Origin of the sequence: Haemophilus parainfluenzae T3T1 (assembly GCF_000210895.1) — a bacterium.
Classification (GTDB): domain Bacteria; phylum Pseudomonadota; class Gammaproteobacteria; order Enterobacterales; family Pasteurellaceae; genus Haemophilus_D; species Haemophilus_D parainfluenzae_A.
This window is the reverse complement of the sequence record NC_015964.1, coordinates 1,996,428-2,012,561: the sequence shown is the minus strand read 5'-3', so window position 1 is coordinate 2,012,561 and position 16,134 is coordinate 1,996,428. Positions and strand designations below refer to the sequence as shown.

Annotated in this window: 12 protein-coding genes; 10 read left to right on the top strand and 2 right to left on the bottom strand. The window is 40.5% G+C overall.

The genetic code is table 11. The annotated features are described in order from the left end of the window. The first annotated feature begins 203 nt into the window (after positions 1 to 203). The 4 genes from aceE to PARA_RS09815 all read left to right on the top strand — a co-directional run bounded on the left by aceE (position 204) and on the right by PARA_RS09815 (position 7,099). Positions 204 to 2,870: a pyruvate dehydrogenase (acetyl-transferring), homodimeric type gene (gene aceE / locus PARA_RS09830; protein WP_014065651.1), complete on the top strand. Its 2,667-nt coding sequence runs from the start codon at positions 204 to 206 to the stop codon at positions 2,868 to 2,870. A gap of 87 nt (positions 2,871 to 2,957) precedes the next feature. Next, complete coding sequence (gene aceF / locus PARA_RS09825; protein ID WP_014065650.1) at positions 2,958 to 4,868, top strand: pyruvate dehydrogenase complex dihydrolipoyllysine-residue acetyltransferase; 1,911 nt, start codon at positions 2,958 to 2,960, stop codon at positions 4,866 to 4,868. A gap of 91 nt (positions 4,869 to 4,959) precedes the next feature. Continuing rightward, the gene (gene lpdA / locus PARA_RS09820) at positions 4,960 to 6,384 is read left to right on the top strand and encodes a dihydrolipoyl dehydrogenase (protein WP_014065649.1); all 1,425 of its coding nucleotides are present in this window, start codon (positions 4,960 to 4,962) and stop codon (positions 6,382 to 6,384) included. A 163-nt stretch (positions 6,385 to 6,547) separates the two neighbouring features. After that, entirely contained in the window at positions 6,548 to 7,099 is a 552-nt protein-coding gene (locus tag PARA_RS09815) for an NlpC/P60 family protein (RefSeq protein ID WP_041918284.1), read from the top strand. A gap of 77 nt (positions 7,100 to 7,176) precedes the next feature. On the opposite strand, the gene PARA_RS09810 is transcribed toward PARA_RS09815, so the two are convergent. Next, positions 7,177 to 7,626: a LexA family protein gene (locus PARA_RS09810; protein ID WP_014065647.1), complete on the bottom strand. Its 450-nt coding sequence runs from the start codon at positions 7,624 to 7,626 to the stop codon at positions 7,177 to 7,179. Between the two features lie 273 nt (positions 7,627 to 7,899). On the opposite strand from PARA_RS09810, the gene sstT reads away from it, so the two are divergent. From sstT to PARA_RS09780, 6 genes are read left to right on the top strand one after another with little or no spacing between them, the layout of a single operon-like run. Next, positions 7,900 to 9,141, top strand: a complete 1,242-nt coding sequence (gene sstT / locus PARA_RS09805; protein WP_014065646.1) for a serine/threonine transporter SstT — start codon at positions 7,900 to 7,902, stop codon at positions 9,139 to 9,141. Positions 9,142 to 9,199: 58 nt separating this feature from the next. Continuing rightward, a complete protein-coding gene (gene modF, locus PARA_RS09800; RefSeq protein ID WP_014065645.1) occupies positions 9,200 to 10,648 on the top strand; it encodes a molybdate ABC transporter ATP-binding protein ModF in 1,449 nt (482 codons plus the stop codon). 44 nt (positions 10,649 to 10,692) lie between these two features. Then, complete coding sequence (locus PARA_RS09795; protein WP_014065644.1) at positions 10,693 to 11,607, top strand: SPFH domain-containing protein; 915 nt, start codon at positions 10,693 to 10,695, stop codon at positions 11,605 to 11,607. A gap of 52 nt (positions 11,608 to 11,659) precedes the next feature. After that, a complete protein-coding gene (locus PARA_RS09790; protein WP_014065643.1) occupies positions 11,660 to 12,115 on the top strand; it encodes an NfeD family protein in 456 nt (151 codons plus the stop codon). Then, positions 12,112 to 12,717: an NAD(P)H-dependent oxidoreductase gene (locus PARA_RS09785; RefSeq protein WP_014065642.1), complete on the top strand. Its 606-nt coding sequence runs from the start codon at positions 12,112 to 12,114 to the stop codon at positions 12,715 to 12,717. The genes PARA_RS09790 and PARA_RS09785 overlap by 4 nt, the downstream gene beginning before the upstream one ends. Positions 12,718 to 12,740: 23 nt before the next feature. Beyond that, positions 12,741 to 13,298: a TorD/DmsD family molecular chaperone gene (locus PARA_RS09780; protein WP_014065641.1), complete on the top strand. Its 558-nt coding sequence runs from the start codon at positions 12,741 to 12,743 to the stop codon at positions 13,296 to 13,298. Between the two features lie 97 nt (positions 13,299 to 13,395). Here PARA_RS09780 and gyrA read toward each other — a convergent pair whose 3' ends face one another. After that, positions 13,396 to 16,041: a DNA topoisomerase (ATP-hydrolyzing) subunit A gene (gyrA, locus tag PARA_RS09775; protein WP_014065640.1), complete on the bottom strand. Its 2,646-nt coding sequence runs from the start codon at positions 16,039 to 16,041 to the stop codon at positions 13,396 to 13,398. Between the last annotated feature and the right edge of the window lie 93 nt (positions 16,042 to 16,134).

Sequence of the window (16,134 nt, the reverse complement as noted above, 5' to 3'; positions counted from 1 at the left end):
TAAAATGACCGCACTTTTAATCACAAGTATGGAAATAACAGGAAGAAAACCATAAGAACAGTCAAAATCTACTATCTTTCTTGCAAAAAATCTTCTAAAATTTACAAGATTTGTTAAATGTTTGTAACATAGATTAACAAGCTTGATTTTCGTGTTTGGTTATAACCAAACTTCATTTTCACTCAGTAAAATAAGGAAAGACTATGTCAGATACCTTAGTAAACGATATTGACCCAATTGAAACACAGGATTGGTTGTCAGCTGTTGATTCATTAATTCGTGCAGAAGGCGCAGAGCGTGCGCATTACATCATCAATCAGGTGATTGAGCAGGCACGTAATGGTGGTGTGAACATTGCAAAAGGTGGCGTAACAACCCCTTATGTTAATACCATCCCACTTTCTGAACAGCCAGCATACCCAGGTGATAAAGCTATTGAGCGTCGTATTCGTAGTGCTGTACGTTGGAATGCGATCATGGCGGTATTACGTGGCCAGAAAAAAGATCTTGAATTAGGTGGTCACATTTCAACTTATCAATCTGCAGCAAGCATGTATGAAGTCTGTTTTAACCACTTCTTCAAAGCGGCGACTGATAAAAATGGCGGTGACTTAGTCTTCTTCCAAGGCCACGCAGCACCAGGTATGTATGCGCGTGCATTTGTTGAAGGTCGTATTACTGAAGAACAAATGAATAACTTCCGTCAGGAATGTGAACCGGGTAAAGGTCTTTCTTCTTATCCTCACCCGAAATTAATGCCTGAATTCTGGCAATTCTCTACGGTATCGATGGGTTTAGGTCCTGTAAATGCAATCCGTACTGCTCGTTTCTTAAAATACTTAGATAACCGTGGCTTAAAAGACACCAAAGATCAAAAAGTATATGCTTTCCTTGGTGATGGTGAGATGGATGAAATCGAAGCAAAAGGTGATTTAACCTTCGCAGCACGTGAAGGTTTAGATAACCTAATCTTCGTCGTAAGCTGTAACTTGCAACGTTTAGATGGCCCAGTAACAGGTAATGGTAAAATTGTTCAAGAATTAGAAGGTTTATTTGCGGGTGCAGGTTGGGAAGTGATCAAAGTCATGTGGGGTTCTAACTGGGACAAATTATTTGCCAAAGATACCTCAGGTAAGTTAACTCAATTGATGATGGAAGTGCTGGATGGCGACTATTTAACCTTCAAATCTAAAGATGGTGCTTATGTTCGTGAACACTTCTTTGGTCGTTATCCAGAAACTGCAGCATTAGTAGCGGATATGACAGATGATGAAATCTGGGCATTAAGACGCGGTGGTCATGACTCAGAAAAACTTTATGCGGCATTCCATAAAGCACAAACAGCAGGTAAACCTGTAGTAATCCTTGCACACATGGTTAAAGGTTATAAAATTCCTGAAGCAGAAAGTAAAAATACGGCTCACCAATCTAAAAAAATGTCGATCGAAAGTCTTAAATACTTCCGTGATCATTTCCACCTAGATATTAAAGATGAAGATATCCCTAACTATCCGTATATCACCTTCCCAGAAGGTTCGGAAGAGTACAATTATCTTCACGGCAGACGTAAAGCGTTAAACGGTTACTTACCAAAACGTTTACCAAAATTCACCACTGAATTTAAAGTTCCGGCTTTAGAAGAATTTGCCCCATTATTGGAAGCTCAAGCTCGTCCAATTTCAACTACAATGGCATTCGTGCGTTTCTTAAATACTTTATTGAAAGATAAAAATATTGGTCAACAAATTGTGCCAATTATTGCTGACGAAGCACGTACTTTTGGTATGGAAGGTTTATTCCGTCAAATCGGTATTTACAATCCACATGGTCAAAACTATGTGCCTTCTGACCGTGATTTAGTGGCTTACTACCGTGAAGCGAAAGATGGTCAAGTATTACAAGAAGGTATCAATGAATTAGGTGCGGCATCATCTTGGTTAGCTGCAGCGAACTCATACTCTGTCAATAACCTTCCGATGATTCCATTCTTCATCTATTACTCAATGTTTGGTTTCCAACGTGTGGGTGACTTGATGTGGGCAGCCGGTGACCAATTAGCACGTGGTTTCATGATTGGTGGTACTTCTGGCCGTACAACATTAAATGGTGAAGGCTTACAACACGAAGATGGTCATAGCCATATTCAATCTCTTGTTATTCCTAACTGTGTGTCTTATGACCCTGCTTACGTTTATGAAGTGGCAGTTATCCTACAAGACGGTATTAATCGTATGTACGGTGAAAAACAAGAAGATGTGTTCTACTACATCACCACATTAAACGAAACTTACGAACAACCAGCAATGCCAAAAGGTGCTGAAGAGGGTATTCGTAAGGGTCTTTATAAATTTGAAACCGTTGAAGCGAAAGACAACAAAGGCCATGTTCAATTATTAGGTTCTGGTGCGATCTTCCGTCATGTTCGTGAAGCAGCACAAATCCTTGCAAATGAATATGGTGTAAGCTCAGATGTTTATAGCGTGCCTTCATTCACTGAAGTCGCTCGTGAAGGTGCGGATGCTGTACGTTGGAATATGTTACACCCAACAGAAACACCACGCGTTCCTTATATTGCACAAGTGATGAATGATGCGCCAGCTGTTGCGGCTACTGACTATATGAAATTGTTCGCAGAACAAGTTCGTGCATTCATTCCTGCACAAAGCTATCACGTATTAGGTACTGATGGTTTCGGTCGTTCAGACAGCCGTGAAAACTTACGTGAACACTTCGAAGTGGATGCGCGTTATGTTGTGGTTGCAGCATTACATGAGCTTGCAAAACAAGGTAAATTTGATGCGAAAGTGGTGGCTGATGCAATCGCGAAATTTGGTTTAAAAACTGAAGTTTTAAACCCGCTTTACGCTTAATAAAAACATCCTGTGCGCAAAACGCACAGGATCATCTACAAATAAAGTGCGGTTGATTTTAACTGCGTTTTTTAAAGGTAAGATAACATGTCAAAACAAATTCAAATTCCTGATATCGGTAGTGATGAAGTTACCGTAACAGAAGTGATGGTGAAAGTAGGTGATACCATTACCGCTGATCAAAGTATTATTAATGTTGAAGGTGATAAAGCCTCAATGGAAGTCCCTGCACCAGAAGCCGGTGTGGTAAAAGAAGTATTAGTGAAAGTGGGTGATAAAGTCACAACTGGCACACCAATGCTTGTTTTAGAGTCAGCGGAGGCGGCAGCACCTGCTCCAGCCGCTGCAGCACCAGCGCCGGCAGCCGCACCAGCAGCTGCAAGTGTAGTTGAAGTTAATGTACCCGATATCGGCTCAGACGAAGTAAACGTAACAGATATTATGGTGAAAGTTGGTGATACTGTTGAAGTTGATCAATCAATCATCAATGTTGAAGGTGATAAAGCGTCAATGGAAGTACCTGCTCCTGTTGCTGGCGTGGTAAAAGAAATTTTAATCAACGTAGGCGATAAAGTTGTTACAGGCAAATTAATCATGAAATTTGAAGTGGCGGGTGCAGCACCAGCCGCAGCGCCAGCTCAACAGGCGGCAGCACCTGCAGCAGCACCGACACCAACACCAACAGCTTCAGCCATTAAAGAAGTGAATGTACCTGATATTGGTGGCGATGAAGTTAACGTAACTGAAATCATGGTTGCAGTTGGCGACAGCGTTTCTGAAGAGCAATCTTTAATTACCGTTGAAGGCGATAAAGCCTCAATGGAAGTACCAGCTCCATTCGCGGGTGTGGTAAAAGAAATTTTAGTGAAATCAGGTGATAAAGTTTCAACTGGTTCATTAATTATGAAATTTGAAGTGGCGGGTGCAGCACCTGCTCCAGCAGCGGCTCCAGCGGCAGCAGCTCCTGCTCATCAAGCAGCACCTGCAGCAGCGCCGGCAGCACAATCAGGTAATGTATCTGGCTTAAGCCAGGAACAAGTTGTCGCAAGCGCAGGCTATGCACATGCAACTCCAGTGATTCGTCGTTTAGCGCGTGAATACGGTATCAACCTTGATCGCGTAAAAGGTACCGGTCGTAAAGGTCGTGTCGTGAAAGAAGATATCCAAGCTTACGTGAAAACCGCTGTTAAAGCGTTTGAAACAGGCACTGTATCTTCTGCAGCAGCGGGTAATGGTGTAGCAAATGGCGCAGGCTTAGGTTTATTACCATGGCCGAAAGTTGACTTCAGCAAATTTGGTGAAGTCGAAGAAGTTGAATTAAGCCGAATCAACAAAATCTCTGGTGCAAACTTACATCGTAACTGGGTAATGATTCCACATGTTACTCACTTCGATCGCACAGATATCACTGATTTAGAAGCATTCCGTAAAGAACAGAACAAGATTGTTGAAAAACAAAAATTGGATGTGAAAATTACGCCAGTTGTGTTCATTATGAAAGCGGTAGCGAAAGCATTAGAAGCGTTCCCACGTTTCAATAGCTCTATCTCTGAAGACGGTCAAAAATTAACACTTAAAAAATACATCAACATTGGCGTAGCGGTAGATACACCAAACGGCTTAGTGGTACCTGTATTTAAAAATGTGAACAAAAAAGGTATTATCGAACTCTCTCGTGAATTAATGGAAATCTCCAAAAAAGCACGTGACGGTAAACTTTCAGGTTCTGATATGCAAGGTGGTTGTTTCACTATTTCAAGCTTAGGCGGTATTGGTACAACTCACTTTACGCCAATCGTAAATGCACCAGAAGTGGCAATTTTAGGTGTGTCTAAATCAGAAATGCAACCGGTTTGGAATGGTAAAGAATTTGAGCCACGCTTAATGCTTCCATTATCATTATCTTTCGACCACCGTGTGATCGATGGTGCTGATGGTGCTCGTTTCTTAAGCTATATCAATGGCGTATTAGCTGACTTACGCCGCTTAGTGATGTAATTAACGCGGTAAGATGTGAGTGATTAGGCTCACATCTTACAGAAAGGATCGCAAGTGCGGTCAACAATTTGAACGTTTTTACGAGGTAAAAATGAGTAAAGAAATTAAAACCCAAGTTGTGGTACTTGGTGCAGGTCCTGCAGGTTATTCAGCGGCATTCCGTTGTGCGGACTTAGGTTTAGAAACAGTACTTGTTGAACGTTATTCAACATTAGGTGGGGTATGTTTAAACGTAGGTTGTATCCCTTCTAAAGCATTACTTCACGTAGCGAAAGTAATTGAAGAAGCAAAACACGCAAGCAAAAACGGTGTGTATTTCGCTGAGCCTCGCATTGATTTAGATGAAGTGCGCGCAGGTAAAGAAGCGGTTGTGGCGAAATTAACCGGTGGTCTTGCTGGCATGGCTAAACAACGTAAAGTCACCGTTGTTGAAGGTTTAGCGGCGTTTACCGATCCACATACATTAGTAGCACGTGATCGTGATGGTAAACCAACAACAATCAAATTCGATAATGCGATTATCGCAGCGGGTTCTCGCCCAATTCAATTACCATTCATCCCACATGAAGATCCACGTGTTTGGGATTCAACAGATGCACTTAAATTAAAAGAAGTACCGAAAAAACTTTTAATCATGGGTGGTGGTATCATCGGTTTAGAGATGGGTACCGTGTATCATGCATTAGGTTCTGAAGTTGAAGTCGTTGAAATGTTTGATCAAGTGATTCCAGCAGCAGATAAAGATGTTGTTGCAATCTACACCAAACAAGTAGAGAAAAAATTCAAGTTAATGCTTGAAACTAAAGTGACCGCAGTTGAAGCAAAAGATGATGGTATCTATGTTTCAATGGAAGGCAAAGCATGTAACGATACTAAACGTTATGATGCCGTATTAGTGGCAATCGGTCGTACACCAAACGGTAAATTGATCGATGCAGGTAAAGCAGGCGTTGAAGTGGATGAGCGTGGTTTCATTCATGTTGATAAACAAATGCGTACCAATGTGCCTCATATCTTCGCAATCGGTGATATCGTTGGTCAACCAATGTTAGCTCACAAAGGTGTTCACGAAGGTCACGTTGCGGCAGAAGTGATTGCAGGACAAAAACATTATTTCGATCCAAAAGTCATTCCTTCTATTGCTTATACTGAACCAGAAGTGGCTTGGGTAGGTAAAACTGAGAAAGAATGTAAACAAGAAGGTTTAAACTACGAAGTTGCTAAATTCCCTTGGGCTGCTTCTGGTCGTGCGATTGCTTCAGAATGTGCTGAAGGTATGACCAAATTAATCTTCGATAAAGATACTCACCGCGTACTTGGTGGGGCAATCGTTGGTTCTAACGGTGGTGAATTATTAGGTGAAATCGGTCTTGCGATCGAAATGGGTTGTGATGCAGAAGATATCGCATTAACCATCCATGCTCACCCAACACTTCACGAATCTGTTGGTCTTGCGGCTGAAGTGTTTGAAGGTTCAATTACTGACCTTCCAAACGCAAAAGCGAAGAAAAAATAATTAATTGAAATCTTCCATAAAGGCTACTCGAATGAGTGGCCTTTATTTTTTGAGAGATAGCTCACAAAATTGCATAAAAATTCAATAAAAACTGGCGGTCAAAATGACTTTTTGATAAAATCCGACCAGTTTTGTTTTTATATTTTTTTATTATTTAAAAGCTATGTTAAAGAAGATTTTGATTATTGTAGGATTGGCAGTGTTGACAACAGCCTGTTCTAATGGCTCTAGGCAGGCTCATAATGGAGTAATTACAGAGAGCGATGATGCGGAGCTAACGGGTTTAATTGCAGGTTTAGATGGGAAACAAGGTGGACTTCACCCTAAATTAAGAACAAACCGTCCTAAATCTGGTTTAATTGGTGATAAAGCACTTGCTCAAGTTTATAACGAATGGAGTGGTACACGTTATAGAATGGGCGGAAGCACAAAACGTGGTATTGACTGTTCTGCATTTATGCAAACCGCTTTCCTTGATGCTTATGGTGTGGAACTTCCTCGCACAACTTCAGAACAACGCTATTTAGGTCGTCAAATCCAAAAACATGAATTACGTAAAGGCGATTTAGTGTTCTTCCGTCGAAATAACCATGTAGGTGTTTATATTGGTAATAACCAATTTATGCATGCAAGTTCAAGCCAAGGTGTAACAATTAGTTCATTAGATGAAGATTACTGGGCAAGAACTTACACACAATCACGTCGAGTGATGTAATAACAATTTTTTATTTCAACAAAAAGTGCGGTTAAAATTAACCGCACTTTTTTTACATAGATTATCTGTTTATTGGCTTAAGCCGCAAATTTCATTAAATCTCTTCTTGGTTTCATTTGGTGGATGGTATTTGTTACCGTTCCAACCAATGGTAGGCTTGTCCATTGTGTTGTTTTAATATTCTCCACTTTGGAATCTAATGCCATGAATACAAATTCATTACCGCTTACGCCGGCAAATTCATAAATATGGAATTCATCTTGTTTTTCTAATACTACAAGATCACCGATGAAAAGGCTGTCATTTTTTTCAACAACTAACATATCGCCCATTTCAATTCCCCAAGCAAGCATATTAGGATTCGTTACACGAATAAAACAAGTTTGTTGTGGACGTTTGATGCAATAAAGGTTGAGATCTAATTTTTTATTAAATGTCGATTTGCTTTCAACATCATTGAAAAATGGCATAGGATGATAAGAAAACGTCATATCATTTTGTGCAACTATATTTGCGTAGTTCATCATCTTGTGTTCCTTTTAGTTAATGTGTTTTTAATCATTGGTTGTTTATACAGTTGTAATATACTGTAGTTAGATACAGTATGTCAATAGGGCATAGAAAAAATTTTTTTATAGGCGAAAATTTTAGAAAAAATTCATTCCAAGCTTAAAAAGTTCAATTTTTTAATAAAATAATAAAGAAAAAATTTTCTTTTAAACAAAATTTAAGCTATCTTTACTCTGTTTCGGTGGATCGTAACGATCTGAAGTTCAACTTAATCTTTATTTAAAACTATTATGAATACATCACGTTTATTTCATTTTCTTTTCCAAGGTAATTTGGTAAAACGAATTGCCGTTGGTTTGGTACTCGGGATCCTTGTTGCATTGGTGAATGAGAGTGTTAAGAATTCATCAGGCATTGATCTTGCATCTAGCTTTGGCGTGCTGGGTCAAATTTTCGTTAAAGCATTGCGTGCTGTTGCACCAATTTTGATTTTCTTCCTTGTTATGGCAGCACTCGCTAATAAGAAAGTGGGCTCTAAAAGCAACATGAAAGAAATTGTCATGCTTTATCTTTTAGGTACTTTCTTAGCCGCCGTTGCTGCGGTAATTGCAAGTATGGCATTCCCATCAGATGTGGCTCTTGCAGTAAAAGAGGATGCGAGTTCAGCACCTCAATCTGTTGGTCAAGTCATGTTAACGTTAGTATTGAATGTGGTGGATAACCCATTAAATGCAATTTTCAAAGCAAACTTTATCGGTGTTTTAGCGTGGTCTATCGGTTTAGGTTTAGCCCTTCGTCATGCATCAGATGCAACTAAACAAGTTGTGGCTGATTTTGCAGAAGGCATTTCTAAAATTGTTCACGTGATTATTTCATTTGCACCTTTCGGTGTATTCGGTTTAGTGGCTGAAACATTATCTGACAAAGGCTTATCAGCGTTAGGTGGATACGTTCACTTATTATTCGTGTTAATCGGTACAATGTTATTTACTGCCTTTGTACTTAATCCAATTCTCGTTTATTGGAAAATTCGTCGTAATCCATATCCATTAGTTTGGACTTGTGTACGCGAAAGTGGTGTAACGGCATTCTTTACACGTAGCTCTGCAGCAAACATTCCTGTAAACATTGAATTAGCAAAACGCTTAAATCTTGATGAAGAAACCTATTCTGTGGCGATTCCATTAGGTGCGAATATCAACATGGCGGGGGCAGCGATTACAATTACTGTATTAACCTTAGCAGCTGTTCATACATTAGGCATCGAAGTATCTTTCATCAGTGCGGTGTTATTAAGTATTGTTGCGGCGCTTTGTGCATGTGGTGCTTCTGGTGTGGCTGGTGGTTCATTATTGTTAATTCCATTAGCTTGTAGCTTATTTGGTATTAATGATGACATTGCAGCTCAAATGATCGGTGTAGGTTTCGTGATTGGTATCTTACAAGATTCAACAGAAACCGCGCTAAACTCTTCAACTGACGTATTATTTACTGCGGCAGTATGTATGGAAGAAGAGCGTAAAAACGGTTAATTAAATGAATCTGACAAGGCGGGCAAATTGCTCGCCTTTTGTTTTTAAGGGAAAGAGAATGACACTTTTAATTCAGCAAGCAAAATTTGAACTTCATCAAAAACAGACCTTAAACTTACCGCACTTTGCGATTGAGCCACGACAATATTGGGTTGTGGTGGGCAGTAATGGGAGTGGAAAATCAGCGTTTGCTTTAGCTTTGCAAAATGAATTGCCTTTACAGGAAGGGGAGTATCGTAATACTTTCAAAAATGTTCAATCTTTCTCTTTTGAAAAACAGCGAGAAATTCTTGAAGCGACATTAAAGAATTTAAATAATGATGATACCGATCCAGATTTTTTTGGTAAAACCGCAAGGGAAATGATCTTAAATGGCAGTTCATCGCTAGATTTTTGCGAAGAGATTGCAGAAAAATTAGGGATTACTTATCTCTTAGATCGTTTCTTTATCAAACTTTCCACTGGGGAAACTCGAAAAGTCTTATTGGCACAAGCATTATTACAAAAGCCTGATCTATTAATTTTAGATGAACCTTTTGAAGGGCTAGATCAGCAATCTGTGCAAGATTGGATGGCGATGCTGAACGAACTGAAAAAAGAATGTGCAATCGTTCTAATTGTTAATCGTCTAGCGAATATTCCAGCCCAAGCGACCCATTTAGCTATGTTGGAAAATTTAGAAGTAGTACTAGAAGGTGAACGCCAATCTATTGAGCAACAAAGTATTTATCAACAATTAGTTTATGCGGAGCAATCTGTTGATGTGGCTTTGCCAGAACCAGCGTCACCATTACTAAAACTACCTGAAAACCAACCGCACTTTGAGCTTAAAAATGTCACGGTTCAGTATGGCGATAAAGTGATTTTGGATCATTTAAACTGGATTGTGCAACCTCATCAAAATTGGTGGATTAAAGGACCAAATGGCGCAGGGAAATCTACCTTACTTTCATTAATTACAGGTGATCATCCTCAAGCCTTTGCGAATCATGTGGTGATTTTTGGTAAACAACGTGGTTCAGGCGAAACCATTTGGGATATCAAACAAAAAATTGGTTACGTAAGCAGCCAACTGCATTTAGATTATCGCGTGAATTGTTCTGTGCTTGATGTGATTATTTCTGGCTTTTTTGACAGTATAGGGATTTATCAACACGTACCAGAGGCAATTCGTTTGAAAGCCATGCAGTGGTTGGCTCGTTTAAATCTTACTCATTTAGCAAAAAAGCCATTTCGTTCACTTTCTTGGGGACAGCAACGTTTATTGCTCATTACTCGTGCGATGGTGAAATATCCGCCTGTTTTGATTTTAGATGAGCCTTTTCAAGGGCTTGATGGATTAAATCGCAAGCTCGTGAAATATTTTATTGAGCAACTGGTTAATAATAGTAAAACCCAACTTTTATTTGTCTCTCATCAAGATTTAGATGCCCCAAATTGCATTACGCATCTTTTTGAATTTATAAGAGAAAACGATAAATATATTTATGTACAAAGTGCGGTCTAATTTGATAGACTTTTCTTATATTTCCTCACATTAAGGAGCAATCTATGGAAGGCTTATCTATTGCCGCAATCGTCTTTATTGTATTAGTCGTCGTCGTACTTTTTTCAGCACTCAAAACCGTACCGCAAGGTTATAACTGGACGATTGAGCGTTTTGGGCGTTATACCCACACCTTAATGCCGGGCTTAAACTTCGTTGTACCATTTGTGGATCGTGTTGGCCGTAAGATCAATATGATGGAACAGGTATTAGATATTCCATCACAAGAAGTCATTTCTAAGGATAACGCCAACGTATCTATTGATGCGGTCTGTTTCGTTCAGGTGATTGATGCCCGTAGCGCGGCTTATGAGGTGAATCATTTAGAACAGGCGATTATCAATTTAACTATGACCAATATTCGTACCGTATTAGGTTCGATGGAATTGGATGAAATGCTTTCCCAACGTGACTCTATTAACGGTCGCTTGCTGGCAATTGTGGATGAAGCGACCAACCCTTGGGGGATTAAAGTTACTCGTATTGAAATTCGCGATGTGCGTCCACCACGTGAATTGATTGATTCCATGAATGCCCAAATGAAAGCAGAACGTAATAAACGTGCGGAAGTGTTGGAAGCGGAAGGTATTCGTCAGGCGGAAATTTTACGTGCAGAAGGGGAAAAACAAGCCCGAATTCTGAAAGCGGAAGGGGAGCGTCAAGAAGCCTTCTTACAAGCAGAAGCGCGTGAGCGTGCAGCAGAAGCAGAAGCGAAAGCAACCCAAATGGTGTCAGAAGCGATAGCTAGCGGTGATACTAAAGCGATCAATTACTTCATCGCTCAAAAATACACAGAAGCCTTAAAACAAATCGGTGGTTCACCAAATAGCAAAGTGGTCATGATGCCGCTTGAAGCCGGTAATTTAATCAGCTCGGTAGCGGGTATTGCCGAACTGTTAAAAGGCGACAAAAAAGCGTAATTTCCTAAAGTGCGGTTAAAAATGACCGCACTTTTTCTCTCAAGGAGTTGATATGGCAGATTGGTTAACAACTTGGTCGGTATGGCATTGGTTAGTATTAGGTTTTGTATTATTAATCGCTGAAACTCTCGTACCTGGCGTGTTTTTATTATGGTGGGGCTTGGCTGCGATTGTGGCAGCAGGCGTAATGGCATTGGTGCCGAGTTTATCCTTAACCGCGTTAGCCGTTTTTTATGCGATTTTAGCGATTATTCTCTCGTTGCTTTGGTGGAAATACCAGCATAGCAAAGATAATCAGGATCAATCACGTACAACCTTAAATCAACGGGATCATACACTATTAGGTAAAAAAGGCACGGTGTTAGAAATTGGTTCTAACGGTATTGGTCGCGGTGCCTTTGGCGACACCACATGGCGCATTCAAGGCGAGCATTTAACGGTGAATGATCTTGTGGTGGTTGAACGCGTTGATGGCATTACATTGTTAGTTAAAAAGGTAACAGAATGAATCATTTGATTATTTTTGCGCATCCCAATAGCCAAAAAAGTTTTGGTCGAGCCATTGTGGATCGCATTGTAAAAGCAAGCCAACAGCTTGGTGTTGAAACCCATTTGCGTGATCTGTACACGATGGAATTTAACCCGATTATTTCCTTTGAAGAATTACAATCGGCCAATAAGGGGATTATCCCAGCGGAAATTCAGCAGGAACATGATTTTATCCGTCAAGCAGATTTGATGACGATGGTTTATCCTTTATGGTGGATGGGGTTTCCCGCCATGTTGAAAGGCTATTTGGATCGTGTATTAAGCCATGGTTTTGCTTATAAAACAGAGAATGGTGAATCCAAAGGTCTGCTTCAAGATAAAGCGATGCAACAATTTATCACCATAGGGAGTAGCGTAGCAAAATATCAAGAGTACGGTGTGGATAAATCCCTCAATCATTGTTTGATCAATGGTTTGTTTAATTATTGCGGTATCGAGAATGTGGATTACACTTTGTTCGGTGATATTCATATTATCGATAATGCTGCTCGCCAAGCAATGCTTGACGAAGTCGCCGAAAAAACAACGGCAAAATTGACCGCACTTTTAGCTCAATCTTGAGCACAATTATAGGAAAGCAACAGATGTCAGAAACTCAAATGAATAATTTCTCTTTAATTAGTCGCTTATTCGGCAATTTATTTTACCGTAGTCCCACAGATCCAATTTTAAGTGGGGTATTTGATTGGCTGCAACAACAAGGTTTAAGTCAAGTGTGGGCGCTTTCTACGGATAAAGAAAGCGAAGCAGCCATTGATAATTTACAAATGAAAATTGATTTAACGTTGCTTGATCAAGAATATCAAAAATTGTTTGGTCCAAATGGTAATGTGCCGACAGCTATCTCAAGCTACGATATAGATGTGCAACGTTTTGTGGATTTTCGTAATACCCGTAATGTACCGGAAGCAGAAAACGTGGATCATTTCGCTTTGCTATTGCTTACAGCTTCTTGGTTAGAAGACAACACGGAATCGCTATCTGCTCAACAAGATTTATTCGGTGATTTCTTATTACCTTGTGCAGCGAAATTCTTAACCCAAGTGGAAACTTATGCCACACTTCCTTTCTATCGTTCATTGGCGTATTTAACCCGTGAAATCTTGGCTGCAATGGCTGATGAATTAGAAGAAGGCGAGTAGTTTTCATCAATAGAATAGATCTCTAAAAGAGGTTTTTAGATGCAATAAAAAAGCCCCGCGAATCAAAACGCGGGGCTTTTATTTAATGGAAGATCAATTATTCTTCAGAAGTCACATCTTCAGTGCCTTCGTCTTCATCATCCACATCACAAACACGTTCAAGACTGACTACGTGCTCATCTTCTGCGGTACGAATTAAACGAACCCCTTGGGTGTTACGGCCAACGATGCTCACTTCACTTACACGAGTACGCACTAAGGTACCCGCATCAGTGATAAGCATAATTTGGTCGGTTTCTTCCACTTGTGTCGCCGCAACGACTTTACCGTTACGTTCGCTCACTTTAATCGAAATCACCCCTTTGGTATTACGGGATTTGGTTGGGTATTCGCTTAATTGTGTGCGTTTACCGTAACCGTTTTGCGTCGCCGTAAGGATTGCGCCGTCATTTTTCGGCACAACTAAGGAAACCACTTTATCGATATTGAGATCGAGGGTTTCTTCTGCATTATCATCGGAAACCTCTTCAATTTCGACCGCACTTTCATCGTCAGCGATGTCGTTGGTTAGGGCGAGTTTAATACCGCGTACACCTGTTGCTAAACGACCCATTGCACGCACTGCACTTTCAGCGAAACGTACTACGCGACCTTGCGAAGAGAACAACATGATTTCGTTAGAACCATCGGTGATATCCACGCCGATTAATTCATCTTCATCACGTAAGTTCAAGGCGATGATACCGCTTGAACGTGGACGGCTGAATTCGGTTAGCGCAATTTTCTTCACAATACCACCAGCCGTTGCCATGATGACGAATTTATCTTCTTCATAAGCAGAGATTGGCAAGATTGCGGTGATACGCTCGTTTTCTTGCAACGGTAGAATATTCACAATCGGACGACCACGCGCACCACGGCTTGCTTGTGGTAATTGATAGACTTTCAACCAATATAAGCGACCGCGGCTAGAGAAACAGAGAATCGTATCGTGAGTATTCGCTACTAAGAGTTTTTCAATGAAGTCTTCATCTTTCATCTTCGTTGCGGATTTACCTTTACCACCACGACGTTGTGCTTCGTAGTCGGTAAGCGGTTGATATTTCACATAACCTTCGTGAGAAAGGGTCACTACCACATCTTCTTGAGCAATTAAATCTTCTAAATCAATATCACCAGAAGCCGCAGTAATTTCGGTACGACGTTCATCCGCGAATTGTGCGCGTACTTGTTCAAGCTCTTCACGAATCACTTCCATCAAACGCTCAGGGCTGTTGATGATGTGGAGAAGTTCTGCAATTTTAACCAATAACTCTTTGTATTCATTGATTACTTCTTCGGTAGCAAGACCGGTTAAACGATGCAAGCGAAGTTCTAAGATTGCATCAACTTGTTCTGGAGAAAGATAGTAATCCGAACCTTTAATACCAAATTCAGCCGCTAACTCAGCTGGACGTGCCGCTGCATCAAGTAAACCTAAAATTTCGTTATTCAATTTCCAAGGGCGAGAGATTAATTTTTCTGCCGCTTCTTTACGCTCTTTCGATTGACGGATGATATCGATGATTTCATCGATATTTGATGTTGCAACCGCTAAACCTTCTAAAATATGGGTACGCTCGCGGGCTTTACGCAATTCAAATAAAGAACGGCGAATCACCACTTCGCGACGGTGCATCACAAAGGCTTCAATGATTTGTTTTAAGTTGAATAAACGTGGTTGACCGTGATCCAAGGCCACCATGTTAATCCCGAAGGTTACCTGCATTTGGGTAAGCGCATAGAGGTGATTTAATACTACTTCGCCTACGGCATCACGTTTGATGTCAATTTCAATGCGAATCCCTTCTTTGTTCGAAAGGTCGATAATATTGCTGATGCCTTCGATTTTTTTATCTTTGATAAGCTCAGCAATTTTTTCCACTAATTTGGCTTTGTTCACTTGATAAGGCAATTCGGTCACAATAATTTGCTCTTTGCCTTTATCTGTGGTTTCTACGCTAGCGCGAGCGCGAACATACACTTTGCCGCGACCAGTGCGATAAGCTTCTTCAATCCCTTTACGGCCATTAATTAATGCCGCTGTTGGGAAGTCTGGGCCCGGGATATATTGCATTAACTCATCAATGGTGATGTTTTCGTTATCAATATAAGCCAAGCATCCATCTAAAACTTCATTTAAGTTGTGTGGTGGAATGTTGGTTGCCATCCCCACCGCAATACCGGAAGAACCGTTTGCTAAAAGTGCAGGAATACGAGTTGGTAATACATCCGGAATCATTAATTCGCCATCATAGTTTGGCGAGAAATTTACGGTTTCTTTATCCAAGTCAGTTAATAACGCTTGGGTGATTTTTTGCATACGGACTTCGGTATAACGCATTGCCGCTGGCGCATCACCGTCGATTGAACCGAAGTTACCTTGCCCATCTACCAACATGTAGCGCAATGAGAACGGCTGTGCCATACGCACAATGGTGTCGTACACTGCAGAATCACCGTGCGGGTGATATTTACCGATTACATCACCTACCACACGGGCAGATTTTACGTATTTTTTGCCGGCAGTGATGCCAGATTGATCCATGGAGAAAAGCACACGTCGATGCACCGGTTTTAAACCGTCACGCACATCAGGCAAAGCACGCCCAACAATCACCGACATGGCGTAGTCAAGGTAAGAAGATTTTAGTTCTTCTTCAATATTGACTGGGGTAATAGAGGAATGGATTGAATCCGTCATTTTTATTCCTTTTTTGATCAAAAAATTGCGACGAATTATAGCACAAATTTAAGCGTTTTTGTGTGAAAAGTGCGGTTGATTTTAAAGCAGTTT

What these genes read in the sequence shown, in the direction of transcription:
- lpdA (WP_014065649.1), top strand. Translation starts at nt 4,960, where the DNA reads ATGAGTAAAGAAATTAAAACCCAAGTTGTGGTACTTGGTGCAGGTCCT.
- PARA_RS09785 (WP_014065642.1), top strand. Translation starts at nt 12,112, where the DNA reads ATGAATCATTTGATTATTTTTGCGCATCCCAATAGCCAAAAAAGTTTT.
- PARA_RS09790 (WP_014065643.1), top strand. Translation starts at nt 11,660, where the DNA reads ATGGCAGATTGGTTAACAACTTGGTCGGTATGGCATTGGTTAGTATTA.
- PARA_RS09815 (WP_041918284.1), top strand. Translation starts at nt 6,548, where the DNA reads ATGTTAAAGAAGATTTTGATTATTGTAGGATTGGCAGTGTTGACAACA.
- PARA_RS09810 (WP_014065647.1), bottom strand. Translation starts at nt 7,626, where the DNA reads ATGATGAACTACGCAAATATAGTTGCACAAAATGATATGACGTTTTCT.
- gyrA (WP_014065640.1), bottom strand. Translation starts at nt 16,041, where the DNA reads ATGACGGATTCAATCCATTCCTCTATTACCCCAGTCAATATTGAAGAA.
- aceF (WP_014065650.1), top strand. Translation starts at nt 2,958, where the DNA reads ATGTCAAAACAAATTCAAATTCCTGATATCGGTAGTGATGAAGTTACC.
- PARA_RS09780 (WP_014065641.1), top strand. Translation starts at nt 12,741, where the DNA reads ATGTCAGAAACTCAAATGAATAATTTCTCTTTAATTAGTCGCTTATTC.
- PARA_RS09795 (WP_014065644.1), top strand. Translation starts at nt 10,693, where the DNA reads ATGGAAGGCTTATCTATTGCCGCAATCGTCTTTATTGTATTAGTCGTC.
- aceE (WP_014065651.1), top strand. Translation starts at nt 204, where the DNA reads ATGTCAGATACCTTAGTAAACGATATTGACCCAATTGAAACACAGGAT.
- modF (WP_014065645.1), top strand. Translation starts at nt 9,200, where the DNA reads ATGACACTTTTAATTCAGCAAGCAAAATTTGAACTTCATCAAAAACAG.
- sstT (WP_014065646.1), top strand. Translation starts at nt 7,900, where the DNA reads ATGAATACATCACGTTTATTTCATTTTCTTTTCCAAGGTAATTTGGTA.